The 13,316-nt window shown below is 61.4% G+C and carries 10 protein-coding genes; 5 read left to right on the forward strand and 5 right to left on the reverse strand.

Features of this window, described 5'->3' with window-relative positions; genetic code table 11:
- Window positions 1–93: 93 nt before the first annotated feature.
- The 4 genes from DWU98_RS08780 (at window position 94) to thrC (ending at window position 5,959) form a co-directional block, all read left to right on the forward strand.
- Window positions 94–2,127: a bifunctional 2',3'-cyclic-nucleotide 2'-phosphodiesterase/3'-nucleotidase gene (locus DWU98_RS08780; RefSeq protein ID WP_115495185.1), complete on the forward strand. Its 2,034-nt coding sequence runs from the start codon at window positions 94–96 to the stop codon at window positions 2,125–2,127.
- A 369-nt stretch (window positions 2,128–2,496) separates the two neighbouring features.
- The gene (locus tag DWU98_RS08785) at window positions 2,497–3,639 is read left to right on the forward strand and encodes a homoserine dehydrogenase family protein (RefSeq protein ID WP_115495186.1); all 1,143 of its coding nucleotides are present in this window, start codon (window positions 2,497–2,499) and stop codon (window positions 3,637–3,639) included.
- On the forward strand, window positions 3,636–4,625 hold the full coding sequence (locus DWU98_RS08790; protein WP_115495187.1) for a homoserine kinase: 990 nt from the start codon (window positions 3,636–3,638) through the stop codon (window positions 4,623–4,625). Before DWU98_RS08785 ends, DWU98_RS08790 begins: the two co-directional genes overlap by 4 nt.
- A complete protein-coding gene (gene thrC / locus DWU98_RS08795; RefSeq protein ID WP_115495392.1) occupies window positions 4,622–5,959 on the forward strand; it encodes a threonine synthase in 1,338 nt (445 codons plus the stop codon). The genes DWU98_RS08790 and thrC overlap by 4 nt, the downstream gene beginning before the upstream one ends.
- Before the next feature lie 67 nt (window positions 5,960–6,026).
- On the opposite strand, the gene DWU98_RS08800 is transcribed toward thrC, so the two are convergent.
- Window positions 6,027–7,379 (reverse strand): GH1 family beta-glucosidase, encoded by a 1,353-nt coding sequence (locus DWU98_RS08800; protein ID WP_115495188.1) that lies wholly within the window; start codon window positions 7,377–7,379, stop codon window positions 6,027–6,029.
- Between the two features lie 95 nt (window positions 7,380–7,474).
- Between DWU98_RS08800 and DWU98_RS08805 the strand changes: the two genes are divergently transcribed.
- A complete protein-coding gene (locus DWU98_RS08805) occupies window positions 7,475–8,566 on the forward strand; it encodes an ABC transporter ATP-binding protein (protein WP_115495189.1) in 1,092 nt (363 codons plus the stop codon).
- A 63-nt stretch (window positions 8,567–8,629) separates the two neighbouring features.
- Here DWU98_RS08805 and DWU98_RS08810 read toward each other — a convergent pair whose 3' ends face one another.
- The 4 genes from DWU98_RS08810 to DWU98_RS08825 all read right to left on the reverse strand — a co-directional run bounded on the left by DWU98_RS08810 (window position 8,630) and on the right by DWU98_RS08825 (window position 13,205).
- Complete coding sequence (locus DWU98_RS08810) at window positions 8,630–9,451, reverse strand: carbohydrate ABC transporter permease (protein WP_115495190.1); 822 nt, start codon at window positions 9,449–9,451, stop codon at window positions 8,630–8,632.
- Window positions 9,448–10,323, reverse strand: a complete 876-nt coding sequence (locus tag DWU98_RS08815) for a carbohydrate ABC transporter permease (RefSeq protein ID WP_115495191.1) — start codon at window positions 10,321–10,323, stop codon at window positions 9,448–9,450. The genes DWU98_RS08810 and DWU98_RS08815 overlap by 4 nt, the downstream gene beginning before the upstream one ends.
- Entirely contained in the window at window positions 10,320–11,660 is a 1,341-nt protein-coding gene (locus DWU98_RS08820) for a sugar ABC transporter substrate-binding protein (RefSeq protein WP_115495192.1), read from the reverse strand. Before DWU98_RS08820 ends, DWU98_RS08815 begins: the two co-directional genes overlap by 4 nt.
- Window positions 11,661–11,777: 117 nt before the next feature.
- Window positions 11,778–13,205 carry a glucoamylase family protein gene (locus DWU98_RS08825; RefSeq protein ID WP_230474765.1) on the reverse strand — a complete coding sequence of 476 codons (1,428 nt, stop codon included), beginning with the start codon at window positions 13,203–13,205 and terminating at the stop codon, window positions 11,778–11,780.
- Window positions 13,206–13,316: the final 111 nt, after the last annotated feature.

Raw genomic sequence — 13,316 nt, forward strand, 5'->3', positions numbered from 1 at the left:
ATGCTTTTGGCAGCCCGCAGGCGCACTGCCAGGCGCGAACTGTCACCCATATCTGCTAGGTTCATGCACTGATCGTCCGCTGCCCCTGGCCCCATGTTCCGACATCCCCGTCTCAGCACCCTGCTCGCTGGTCTCCTGCTTGCCGGATGCACCGCCCAGATACATCAACTACCCCAGGCCGCGAAGCAGCAGCCCTTGCCAGACGGCCTGCGTGCCGACGTCGCCGTGCTGGAAACCACCGACCTGCACTCCAACGTCCTCAGTTACGACTACTACAAGCAGAAGGCCGACCCCACGCTGGGCTTCGAGCGCACGGTGACGCTGATACGCAAGGCGCGCGATCAGTTCACCAACAGCCTGCTGTTCGACGCCGGCGACACCATCCAAGGCAGCGTGCTGGCCGATTACCAGGCCCAGGTGAACCGGGTGGAGTGCGGTCAAGAACTTGCGATCTACAAAGCCATGGACGCGATCGGCTACGACGGCGGCACCATCGGCAACCATGAATTCAACTATGGCCTGACCTTCCTTTCGCAGGTCACCGGCACGCCGATGAACGTGGAAGACGGCACCACCCAGCACTGTGCCGGCCCCCATTACCCGCTGGTGCTGGCGAACGTGTACAGCACCCGCGACGACCAACCGATCTTCAAGCCGTGGACCATCGTCAACCGCAACATCGCCGCGTTCACGCCCGACGGCAGCAAAGTCAGCGTGCCGCTGAAAATCGCCATCATCGGCTTCACCCCTCCACCGATCATGCAATGGGATAAGCAGAATCTGGAAGGCAAGGTGAAAGTCACCGGTGTGGTGGAAGCCGCGCAAAAGTACATGCCTGACATCCGGGCACAGCATCCGGACCTGGTGATCGCGATTCTGCATGGCGGCCTGAACACCGCGCCTTACACCCCGGATATGGAAAACGGCGGCTGGTATCTCGCCGGTGTGCCGGGTATCGACGTGCTGCTGCTCGGCCACGAGCACACGGAGTTCCCTGGTCCGCGTTTCGCGCATATGCAGCAGGTGGACGACACGCGCGGTTTCGTGCGCGGCGTGCCTGCCGTGATGGGCGGTTTCTTCGGCAAGGATCTGGGCGTGATCCGCTTGGCGCTAGTGCGCGAGCAGGGCCGCTGGACGATCGATAAAAGCAAAACCTTCAGCCAAGTGCAGCCGATCTGTCCGCCCATGCTGGTGGGCGGCAAACCCACGGTGTCACCGTCCAATTGCGTGCTGCCCGATCCGCAGATCCCACTGGTGGTTGGCAACGTGCAACAAGCCGCCGTGGATTACGTGAACACACCCATCGGACAAAGCACGGTGCGCATGAGCACGTACTTTGCCGACGAAGGCGACATGAGCGCACTCGCACCCGTGAATGCCGCAGAGATCGATTACGTGCGCGATGCATTGAACACCGCGCATCCTGATCTCGCAAACGCACCGGTACTCGCTGCCGCCGCTGCATTCCGCAACGGCTTCGGCGGACCCGACGATTACACCGACGTGCTACCTGGCGCGCTCACGTTGCGCAGTGCGGCGGACCTGTACTTTTATCCCAATACGCTGTCCGCGGTGAAAGTGGATGGTGCCGAGCTCAAGGCGTGGCTGGAAAAATCCGCCGAACGCTTCAACCGCATCGATCCGCACGCAACGGGCGAGCAGCCGCTGATCAACGAAAAATTTCCCGGTTTCAATTTTGATCAGATTCAAGGCGGTGTCAGCTACGTCATCGATGTTTCCAAACCCGCCGGTCTGCGCATCGAGCAGTTGCGCTATCACGATAAGCCAATAACGCCATCACAAATCTTCGTGGTAGTGACCAACAACTACCGCGCGAGTGGTGGTGGCCGCTTCCCCGGTTTGGACGGCCATAACATCGTGCTCGCCGCGCCCGATGGCACACGGGAAATACTGGCGGAATGGCTGAAATCGCATCCCACGCTGAGTGCTGACGATCTACCGCGCGCCTCATGGCATTTCGCACGATTGAAAACGCGCGGCACGGTGGTATTTACCTCCGCCAGCGACAAACAGCCCGTGGCCGAAGCAGATGATTTGCACACCATTCGGCAGCTTCGCGACAATGGTGATGGCACGGCGGTGTATGCGATCGATCTCGCGCATTGATAAGCATGAGGCGACAGCGCAGCGCGATACAACCAAGGTTTCCCCTGAAACTATTAGTACTTGACCTCATGCGATAGTTTCATTACGCAACTGTTGACAGCCGTTGCACTGCACAACTATTGTCGAGCCCATGTCATCCGCATCCGCGCCAGCACGCATCGTTTTTGCATCGGTCAACACCGGTGATGCACGCGTTGCAATGACGCATAACGCCACGATTATTACCACCACTACCGGAACCGGGACGACCGGGTCTGGGGTGGTGTCTGTGCGCGAATAGTCTTCATACGCAAACGGTCCCGCCCTCGATGAGGCGGGCCGGCACACCACCGAACCGCCAGCGAGACGGGGCCTCAACCGGAGGCCACCATGGAAAGCTGTGCATCACTCATTGCCGAACAACCGCATCGCCTGCCACCGTTGCAGGCAGCGACGTCGCGTCGGCGAACGTTGGCCGTCGGACTGATCGGCCCCGGACGCGTAGGCAGCGTGCTGCTGGCGCAATTGCGCGCCGCGCAGGAGCGCCTGCTGCGTGACGCAGGATTGGAGCTGAAACTGTGCGGCGTGGCCGCAAGCCGCCGCATGTGGCTCGATTGCGACGACCCCGAACTCAACGCACAGCACGATGCGCAAACCTGGCGGCCGACAGATCTGGAGCAATTCGCCGCCTACGTTCGCGGCGACGGTCAGCGCCACGCCATGCTGATTGATTGCAGCGCCAATGACGCCGTCGCTTCGAACTATCCGTATTGGCTCGCCGCGGGTGTGCATGTGGTGACGCCGAACAAGCTTGCCAACAGCGGCCCGCTGTCGCGCTGGCAAGCGATTCTCGCGGCCAGCCAGCACGGCGCGCGCTTCCGTTACGAAGCCACGGTATGCGCCGGCCTGCCCGTGGTGCAGACGCTACGCGACCTGCTCGATACCGGCGATCAACTGCTATCCGTCGAAGGCATGTTCTCCGGCACGCTGGCCTGGCTGTGTTGCCACTACGACGGCAAACGCCCCTTTTCCGCCCTGGTACGCGAGGCGCACGCGCTGGGCTACACCGAACCCGATCCGCGCGAGGATCTCTCCGGCATCGACGTGGCGCGCAAACTGGTGATTCTCGCGCGCGAAGCGGGTTGGCCGATGTCGCTGCACGACGTGGCCGTGGAAAGCCTGGTCCCACCCACCCTCGTGCACGTACCGCTGGACGAATTCATGGCACGGCTGGACGAACTGGATGCGCCGATGGCCGCGCGCCTGGCCGAAGCGCAGGCCGAACGGGGCGTGCTGCGGCATGTGGCCAGTCTGGATCACAATGGCCGCGCGCAGGTGCGCCTGCAGGTGCTGCAGGCTTCGCACCCATTCGCTCACACGCGGCTAACGGATAACATCGTGCAATTCCGCACGCAGCGTTACCGTGATAATCCGCTGCTGGTGCAAGGTCCTGGTGCCGGTCCGGAAGTGACCGCCGCCGGGGTGTTCGCCGACCTGCTGCGCATCGCCGAATCCCTGGAGGCGCGCGCATGAACGCTCCGTTTGCTGTGAAGCCATCCATGACCGCGCAACGCCTGCAAGCCGCTTCTGCCATTGCCTCTGCCAGCGTCGGCAACGTCGGCGTGGGCTTCGACATTCTCGGCCACTGCATCGCCGGCGCTTCCGATCGCGCGGATGTGCGGCGCATCGATACACCGATCGTGCGCATCGCAAGCATCCAAGGCTGTGTCGACGTGCTCCCTACCGATGCGGCGCAAAACACTGCTGGTGCCGCGCTCATGGCTCTACGCAAAGCGCTGGGCTTACAACACGGTTTCGAACTCACGCTGCACAAAGGTATTGCGCTGGGCTCGGGCATGGGCGGATCGGCCGCTTCATGTGTGGCGGCGCTGGTGGCTGCCAATGCTTTACTGGAGCGGCCGTTGCCGCGTGAATCGCTGTACGGCTTTGCGCTGGAAGGCGAAGCGGTTGCCAGCGGCGGACGTCACGGTGACAACGTTGGGCCGATGTTGATGGGCGGCCTGGTACTGGCCACGCGCGATCGCCTGGTGCGCCTGCCGGTGCCGGCGAGCTGGCATTGTGCGCTGGTGCATCCACACGTCGTGCTGGAAACGCGCAAGGCCCGCGCGGCGCTCGCGGGCGATTACGCACTGGGCGAATTCGTGGCGCAATCGGCCAACCTCGCCTTGGTTCTGGCCGGCTGCTGGCGCGGCGATGCCGAGCTGGTACGCGAAGGCCTCAAGGATGTATTGGTCGAACCGCGCCGCGCACCGCTGGTACCGAACTTCGCGCGCGTCAAGCAGGCCGCACTGGACCACAAGGCGCTCGGCGCGAGTATCTCCGGCGGCGGTCCGAGCGTGTTCGGCTGGTTCGAACATCGCGCCGAAGCGGAGGCCGCGGCTGACGCCATGCGCGGAGCCTTTGCAGAAGCAGGACTGGATAGCGATACGTTCGTTTCGCCAGTGGATGGGCCGGCCGCCTCGCTCGTTCCGACCGCGGATGCGGGTGAATGCGCATGAGTGCACCCTTGCATTACGTCAGCACGCGTGGCGCCAGTCCCGCCGCCTCACTGAGCGAAGCCATTGCCGCCGGCCTTGCTCCGGATGGTGGCTTGTACGTGCCCGAACGCCTGCCCTCGCTGCGCGTGGACGCTTTCCGGTCCGACGGTACGCTCGCCGACACGGCCGCCACTTTGCTGGCGCCGTTTTTCGAGCATGATGCACTCTTCGGCGAGCTTGCTTCCATCTGCGCTGAAGCGCTCACGTTTCCGACACCGCTGCGATCGCTGCCACGGCATCCGAAGACCTTTGTGCTTGAGCTGTTCCATGGGCCCACCGCTGCGTTCAAGGATGTGGGTGCACGGTTTCTCGCTGCGTGTTTGCGTCGATTGCGCGGCCATAGCACAACACCACTGACGATTTTGGTAGCGACCTCAGGCGATACCGGTGCAGCGGTGGGAGCGGCGTTTCACCATCAGCCGGGTATCAAGGTCGTGATCCTTTACCCGGACGGCCGCGTCTCACCGCGCCAGGCCCACCAGCTCGGCTGCTTTGGCGACAACGTGCAGGCGTTGCGTGTGCAAGGAAGTTTCGATGACTGCCAGCGCATGGTCAAAGCCGCGTTGAACGACGCCGCGCTGCAAGCGCAGTCGCCGCTATCCTCTGCCAACAGCATCAGCCTGGGCCGTCTGCTGCCGCAGATGAGCTATTACGCGCATGCCGCGCTCATCCATTGGCATGCGCACGGCTCGCCACTTAATGTGGTGGTGCCTACCGGGAATCTGGGTAACGCGCTGGCTGCAATGTGGGTGCGCGCGATGGGTTTGCCGATCGGGCAGATCAAATTGGCGTGCAATGCCAACACCACCTTGCCGGATTTTTTCACCGGTCACGACTACGCGCCGCGCCAGGCTGTGGCGACACTCGCCAATGCGATGGATGTGGGCGCACCCAGCAACTTCGAGCGCCTGCGTTGGACCTTTCCAGATGCAGCGCGTTTGCGCACGCAATTACAAGCGCAAAGCGTAGACGACCACACGATCGCTGCGACCATCGCCATGCACGCGCGCGAACATGGTGAGGTGTTCTGTCCACACACCGCCACGGCCATGCATGGGTTGGATCAGCTTCGCGCCACCGGCGATAGCGCATCGTGGGCCGTGGTGGCAACGGCGCATCCGGCGAAGTTTGAGAGCGTGGTCGAGCCCTTGATTGGAAAGCCCGTCGATGTGCCGCCTGCACTCTCTGCTATGTTGCAGCGTTCTGCGTCTGCTGAGCCGATGGTGGCGGAAGAGGGTGCATTACGAACGTGGTTGCTGGACCAGGCGACACCAGGTATTGCAGCGGTTCTTTAAAGCATGCGAGATGCCAGTCCCCTCCCCTGCAAGCAGGGAAGGGAGTGCAATCTCGACGCGCGGGAGATCAACCCCCAAGCCCCTCACCATTCGTCTCGATCACCTTCGCATAAAACTTCGCCGATGCCTTCGGCGTGCGCTTCTGCGTCGCGTAATCCACGTGATACAAACCAAAACGCTTAGCGAAGCCCAGCGACCACTCCAGATTGTCGAGCAGCGACCACGCGTAGTAGCCCTTCACGTTCACCCCTGCTTCGATGCTCTGATGAAGCACGCGCAGATGCTTGCGCAGATACGTGATGCGCAATGGATCATCCACAACATCGCCCTCGGCAACCGGCGGATCGTAAAAAGCCGCACCATTCTCGGTGATGTAAAGCGGCAAATCGCCATAGCGCTGCTTGAACCACATCAGGGTATCGGCGAGGCCTTGCTCATAGACCTCCCAATCCGTTTCCGTGTGCGTGACATTGGCTTGACGCACGCGTGATGCCCTGCACGGATATCCCTCGTCATCGTGTTTCACGACCGAGCGGGTGTAATAGTTGATGCCCACGAAATCGACCGCCTGATTGGTGAGCCGGAAATCGTCCGCGGGAAAATCAGGCCACGCCTCGCCGAATATTTCCTTCAGTTCCGGCGGATAGGAACCCAGCAAGGCCGGATCGGCAAATTGTTCGTTCATGTAGGCATGCGCGCGCTGGGTTGCGGCGATGTCCTCCGGTTTTTTCGACGCCGGATACTTGGGTTCGATGTTGAACACCACGCCGATTTCATGCCGACCCGTGGCGCGATACGCTTCAATCGCCGCACCGCTGGCACGCATCAGGTTGTGCGCGGCGATCGGCGCTTCGTATTTGCTGCGGTGTCCCGGCGCGAGCTTGCCTAACAGGTAGCCGCCGTCGGTGACGACCCACGGTTCATTGATGGTGGACCAGCGTCGCACCCGATCGTCCAGCGCCTTGAACATCACGCTCGCGTATTCGGCAAACCAGTGGGCGCTGTCGCGATTGAGCCAACCGCCGCGATCATCGAGTGCAGCCGGCAGATCCCAGTGGAACAGGGTCGCATTGGGTTCGATGCCGTTTTCCAGCAAGGCATCGACTAGCCGCGAATAAAAATCCACGCCTTTCTGATTGATGCGGCCGGTGCCTTCCGGCAACACGCGCGCCCACGCCACGCTGAAGCGGTAGCTTTGCAGACCCAGCGCGCGCATCAGCTGCACATCATCCTGGTAGCGGCGATAGTGATCGCAAGCGATATCGCCATGATCGTCATTGGCCATCATGCCGGGCGTATGCGCGAAGCGCTGCCAGATGCTCGGCCCCGCGCCATCGGCCAGGGGCGAGCCTTCGATCTGATAGGCCGAGGTGGCGGCGCCCCAAATGAAGTCGTCCGGGAAGCGGTAGCTACGGGTCATGACGCTAGACTCTCCATGCCGCACTGCGGCTTGATGTAACCGATTACGCGGCGAGAATAGCCGATCGCGGCAAGTAAACGGGATAACGCATTTCGATGGCGACGGTCAGTCTTGAGCAGGTGCGCAAGGTCTATCCCAACGGCCACGTCGGTGTGGACGATGCCAGCTTCACGATCGCCGATGGTGAACTGCTGGTGCTGGTCGGTCCTTCCGGCTGCGGCAAGACCACCTTGCTGCGCATGATCGCGGGGCTCGAATCGATGTCCTCGGGCACCTTGCGCATCGACGGGCGCGTGGTCAACGACGTGGCGCCCAAGGATCGCGACATCGCGATGGTGTTCCAGAACTACGCGCTCTATCCGCACATGACCGTCGCGCAGAACCTTGGCTTCGGCCTGCATTTGCGCGGCAAGCCCAAGGAGGAGATCGAGCGCCGCGTACGCGATGCCGCGCGCCTGCTGGAGCTGGAACATCGCCTGGATGCGCGGCCGGCCGCGCTGTCCGGCGGCCAACGCCAACGAGTGGCCTTGGGCCGCGCGCTGGTACGCGAGCCGAAGGTTTTCCTGCTCGATGAACCCCTGTCCAACCTCGATGCCCGGCTGCGCTTGTCGATGCGCGTGGAAATTGCGCGACTGCATCGCCGACTCAACACCACCACCCTCTACGTCACGCACGACCAGGTGGAAGCCATGACGCTGGGCGAGCGCATCGTTGTGATCGACGGCGGCACCATCCAGCAGATCGACACGCCGATGAATCTTTATGACAAGCCAGCCAATCTGTTCGTGGCGGGTTTTCTTGGTTCGCCGGCGATGAATTTGTTGCGTGGACGGCTGCTTCGGGAAAACGGCTGGCAGCTGATATTGCCGGATGCGGCACTGCGCATCCATCCGTCGTCCGCGCAAGCCGCGGCGTTGGAGGCGTGGAACGGTCGCGATGTGGCACTGGGTATCCGCCCGGAAGATGTGCAGGTGGTTGCACCCACTGACGCAGTGCTGGAAGCGAAAGTGGAAGTGATCGAACCGGTCGGCAATGAGGCGTTTCTTAACCTGCGCTTCGCCGATCAAGCGATTGTTTCGCGTGTGTCGCCCCAGCATATGCCAGCGCCATGCACGACCTTGCCTCTGGCCTTCGCACACGGGCGACTGCATTTCTTCGATGCTGAGAGCGGCAAGCGGATCGCTTAGGCCCATCGTCCCGGCGAACACCGGGGTGACCAGGTAATGAACGTCCGGGCGCATAGCAACCATCTAGCCTTTCACGCTGCCCAACAGCAGCCCCTCCAGGTAATACCTCTGCAAGGCCAGAAACAGCACCAGCACCGGCACCACGGTAACGACCGAGCCGGCCATCATCAGCTCCGTATCCGTCGAGTGCTCGCGCGCCAGTGAAGCAAGCCCCAATGGCAGCGTGTAATGCTCCTGCCCGGTCAGCACGATCAGCGGCCACATGAAATCGTTCCATGCGGTGAGAAACGTGTAGATCGCCAATGTCACCATGATCGGCTTGAGCAGCGGCACCACGATGTGCAGGAAGATCCGCAGCTCGCCCGCGCCATCGATGCGCGCCGCTTCCAATAATTCGCTGGGGATACCGCGCGCATACTGACGCACGAGAAAAATACCGAAGGCGCTGGCCATCGCCGGAACGATCACGCCACCGTAGTTATTCACCAGACCCATCGGCTTGAGCATCAAGAATAATGGCAGCATCGCCACCTGCGCCGGAATCGCCAGCGTGCCGACCAGCGCCTTGAACAGCGTCTCGCGCCCCGCAAAGCGTAATTTCGCAAAGGCGTAGCCAGCCATCAGGTTCAATGCCAGCGATGAAAGCGTGATGGCACCCGATACCAGCAAGCTATTGAGCAGGTAGCGCCGCATTCCCGCATGCACAAACAACGCGTGATAGTTGTACAGCGTCGCATGTGCGGGCAGCAGCGGCGGTGGCAAGGCATTGGCCTGACCGGGCTGCATCAGCGAGGCGGACAGCATCCACAGCATGGGAAACAACGCGACCAACGTACCGCCGATCAGCAGGCCATTGATCAACGCCTTGGCCATGCGCGGCGTCATGCGTCGGTCTCGCGCGTTATGCGCAGCATGCAGGTAGTGACAATAAACATGATCACGAACAATAGAAACGCGATGGCCGAAGCCGAACCGATGTTCCACCACTTGAAGCCTTCGTCGTACATCAGGTACAGCACGCTCACCGTGCTTTCCAATGGACCACCCTCGGTGATGACATAAGGCTCGGCAAAGAGCTGAAAATAACCCGAAACGGTGAGGATGCCGACCATCAACAACGTGGGTGTCAGCATCGGCAACGTGACATGCTGGAACTGCCGCCATGCGGATGCCCCGTCGATGCGCGCGGCCTCGTACAGTTCAGCCGGAATGGCTTGCAGACCGGCCAGCAGAATGACCATGTTGTAACCGAAGTTTTTCCACACCGCGAACAGGATGATGGTGGGCATCGCCCAGTGCGGGTCGCCCAGCCAGTCGATGGGGTGTATGCCCAACACGCCGAGCGCATCGTTCACCAGGCCATATTTGGTGTTGAACAGGTAACGCCACACCACCGCCATCGCGACCACCGTGGTGACCACCGGCGCGAACAGCGCCGTGCGGAAGAATGGCTTGCAGCGTACGAGGGGAGAGTGCAAGAGCAACGCCGCGCACAGCGATACGGCCATCGATAAGGGAACACCCGCCGCGACGAAATATACGGTATGCCACAGTGCCGCCCAGAACAGCGGGCGGTGCAGCAGCGCCCAGTAATTGTCGAACGCAACGAAGCGCAGATTGTGGATGTCCGCCAGCGCATAAAGATCCAAATCGGTAAGGCTAAGTCCACACGCAGCGATCACGGGCACGAGGAAAAACACGCACAGCACGATGACGGCCGGTGCTAAAAACCACCATGCTGCACGTTGGCTGTTCATAAAGCCGCGCTCGGTGAATGCGTGTGATCGAGCATCCACCGCCGCTTCTCCAGAATGCGATCGGCGCGATGGTCGATCTCTGCGGCCGCCTGATCGATGGTGAGATGACCGGCTACCGCTTGCGCGGCGACGAGCTGCATTTCGTTGACGATCTGCTCCCACTCCGGCACCGATGGCGTGGGCTTCAAGCGTTCCAGTTGCTCGCGAAATGCCTGTGCTTTCGGATCGCTGCGCAGCTTGCCCAGGTTCCAGGCACTGCGGCGCGGTGGCATGTCGCCCAACAGATCGTAGAAGCGCTGCTGCACGGCCGGCCGCGAAAGATATTCAATCAACATCCACGACGCATCCTTCTGCGTGGATGTACGGAAGATCACCAAGCTGGAGCCACCTGCCTCCGATGCACCGGGGCCGTCCGGCCCCGGCAGCGGTGCCGTGTTCCAGTCGGCCTCTTCTGAAGGGGGCAGGCGCTTGCGGAATTCGCCGATGTTCCAGGGACCTGAAAAGTAAAAGGCGTAAGTGCCGCGGCCGAATTCCTCCCACGGATTGCCGGCTTCGATATTGGTGATGGGTGGCGCTTCATGCAATTGAAACGTATCGACATAGAAGCTAAGCGCGCGTTTGAAGCCAGCACTTTCGAAATTGCCGTAACGACCACCGTCACGCAGTAATGGATCGGGTTCCTCCAGCGCCAGCGAGGTAAGCTGGTCATATTCGTTGGTGGGCAACAGGATGCCGTACACACCACGCTCAGGATGACTAAGCGCGGCAAGCATGCGCCGCCATTGCGCCCAGTCGCGTGGGGGCGCGTTGAAGCCTGCAGCCTTGAGCAGATCGCTGCGATAAAACAGCAGGCGCGTATCGACATACCACGGCACGCCGTAGAGCTTGCCGTCGAACACGTTGACCGACCAGATCGTGGCGAAGTAATCGCCCGGTTGAATCACCGGCGAATGGGCCACTCGCGCTTGCAATGGCGCCAACGCGTCGAGCGCGACGAACTCGGGCAGCCAGGTGTTGGGGAGCTGCGTCATATCCGGCAGGGAATCGCCGGCAAAAGCAGTGAGCAGTTTTTGATGAGCGGCCGACAGGGGCAGTTGTTGCAGCACCACGTGGATGCCGGGGTGTTCGCGCTCGAATTGAGGCATGAGTTGCGTGATGGCTTCGCCTTCGCGGCCGAAAGTCCAGAACGTCAGCGTATGAGAATCGGTGCGTTGCGCACATGCTGTAAGGCACGTGCAGAGCAATACCGCAACAATAAATACGCATGCGGTCCAATACCCCTTCTCCCCTCCGGGGAGAGGGTCGGGGTGAGGGGCCGGGCTTGCCACGATAATCATAGGTTACGCGATGTATTACTCGGATGTTTTGTCCGGCAAAAATGCAGCCTTTTGCAAGCGTTACCCCTCACCCCAGCCCGCTTCCCTCAGGGGGAGGGCGTCAAGCAGCGCGAAGTGCTATGGCACAGCCTGCTCTAGCCATCCTCCCGTAAATCCCGCACGCTGTAACCCTTTGCGTATATACGGGTTGCTTCGCATCACCTTCCACACAAAGCCGCTGCGCCAGTTTTCGATCATCAGCACGATGGGTCCTTGGTCGATACCGATCTGCAGGGTGTCGAACCAGCCTTTGCCAGGCACGATACGCCCCTCCTCCACATGTGTGGACACATCCACGCTGGGGTTGAACGCGTCGACAAACCCATAGCGATCATACACATCGCTGCCATAGCGCTGTTTCATTGCCTCCAGCGCGGGCACGACGAGTTCTGGCGCGAACGCGATCGAGCCACCCGCGGCGGTGGGTGCGATGGTGCCGTCGTCGGAAATGTAGTCCAGCCCGGCACCACGCGCGGTGTAACCATCGAAGTGACGTTCGCCGAGGCCAGGCAGGTTTACGGTGATATCGCCCGGACCGTTGCAGGCCGTCAGGCCCCACACGGTTTGGCCGTAACCCTTCCAATGCGACGGATTGGCGATCGCATAGGCGCGCTGCGCGTAGACGGCGCGGCGGCCGTTCTCGACGTAGTCGAGGTCGTGTGCGCGGCTCCATGCGTCGCGAATGCCACGAAAATCCACCCACGCTTCGCTGTACTGGTGGCCGAACAATGGCGCGAAATTCAGAAAGGTTTGTCCGTAGAACGTGCCCCATTGGCGTGGATAGGTGCGCGTCCATGCCGACCATGCATTATCCGTAATGGCATGCGTGGGCGAACCGAGCGCGAGGATATAGACCAGCATGCCCTCGTCATAACCTTTCCAATCCGCATCGATGAACTTGCCCCCCGGTGTCCAGCCCATGCTGATCAGCGGCGCGCGCGGCTGCATCCAGGTCCAGTCCACGCGCCGATAGATGGTGTCGGCGAGCTTGCGGATGGCTTTTTCCTTGGGTGTATCGCGATCGTAATAGCTCTCGGCAAACAGCACGCCGCCAAGCAGCAGCGTGGTATCCACGCTCGACAGCTCGATGTTCCGGTCGAAGCGCTTGCCCGTGTGCATGTCGAGGAAGTGATAGAAAAAGCCCTGGTAGCCGGCAGCGTCGTCTTCGCTATCGTTTTCCGGCGCACTGGCAAAGAAGCGCAGCGTGGCCAGCGTGCGATCGACCGCTTGCGCGCGCGTGATGTAACCGCGCTCCACACCGATGCCATAAGCGGTCAAACCAAAACCCACCGAGGCGATGCTGGAAAACGATGGCCCTGGATAATGATCGGGAATCAAGCCATTGGTGGGATTGGCGCTGTCCCAGAACCACTGAAATGTTCGCTTCTCCAGCTCCGCGACCATCGCCTGCTGGTTGGCTGGCAGCGAATCGAAGCGTTCGGTTGGGTAGCGTGCCAGTACCGGCGGCGACCAGCTGCTTGCGATCACCAGCGTGGCAATCAGCATGCTTGTTAACGCGTGTCGAAAAACGGTGACCATCGTGGGGACGAGTTCAATGGGAAAGGAGGTGGCAGTTCGGATCGATGGTTCAACGTCTACGCCGGAGCACGCTGCGGT

The organism is Dyella monticola (genome assembly GCF_003363155.1).
GTDB classification, from domain to species: domain Bacteria; phylum Pseudomonadota; class Gammaproteobacteria; order Xanthomonadales; family Rhodanobacteraceae; genus Dyella_B; species Dyella_B monticola.

Excerpts from the sequence above, each read along its gene's own strand:
- DWU98_RS08820 (WP_115495192.1), bottom strand. The coding sequence starts at position 11,660 with ATGATTATCGTGGCAAGCCCGGCCCCTCACCCCGACCCTCTCCCCGGA.
- DWU98_RS08790 (WP_115495187.1), top strand. The coding sequence starts at position 3,636 with ATGAACGCTCCGTTTGCTGTGAAGCCATCCATGACCGCGCAACGCCTG.
- DWU98_RS08815 (WP_115495191.1), bottom strand. The coding sequence starts at position 10,323 with ATGAACAGCCAACGTGCAGCATGGTGGTTTTTAGCACCGGCCGTCATC.
- DWU98_RS08785 (WP_115495186.1), top strand. The coding sequence starts at position 2,497 with ATGGAAAGCTGTGCATCACTCATTGCCGAACAACCGCATCGCCTGCCA.
- DWU98_RS08780 (WP_115495185.1), top strand. The coding sequence starts at position 94 with ATGTTCCGACATCCCCGTCTCAGCACCCTGCTCGCTGGTCTCCTGCTT.
- DWU98_RS08805 (WP_115495189.1), top strand. The coding sequence starts at position 7,475 with ATGGCGACGGTCAGTCTTGAGCAGGTGCGCAAGGTCTATCCCAACGGC.
- DWU98_RS08810 (WP_115495190.1), bottom strand. The coding sequence starts at position 9,451 with ATGACGCCGCGCATGGCCAAGGCGTTGATCAATGGCCTGCTGATCGGC.
- thrC (WP_115495392.1), top strand. The coding sequence starts at position 4,622 with ATGAGTGCACCCTTGCATTACGTCAGCACGCGTGGCGCCAGTCCCGCC.
- DWU98_RS08800 (WP_115495188.1), bottom strand. The coding sequence starts at position 7,379 with ATGACCCGTAGCTACCGCTTCCCGGACGACTTCATTTGGGGCGCCGCC.
- DWU98_RS08825 (WP_230474765.1), bottom strand. The coding sequence starts at position 13,205 with ATGCTGATTGCCACGCTGGTGATCGCAAGCAGCTGGTCGCCGCCGGTA.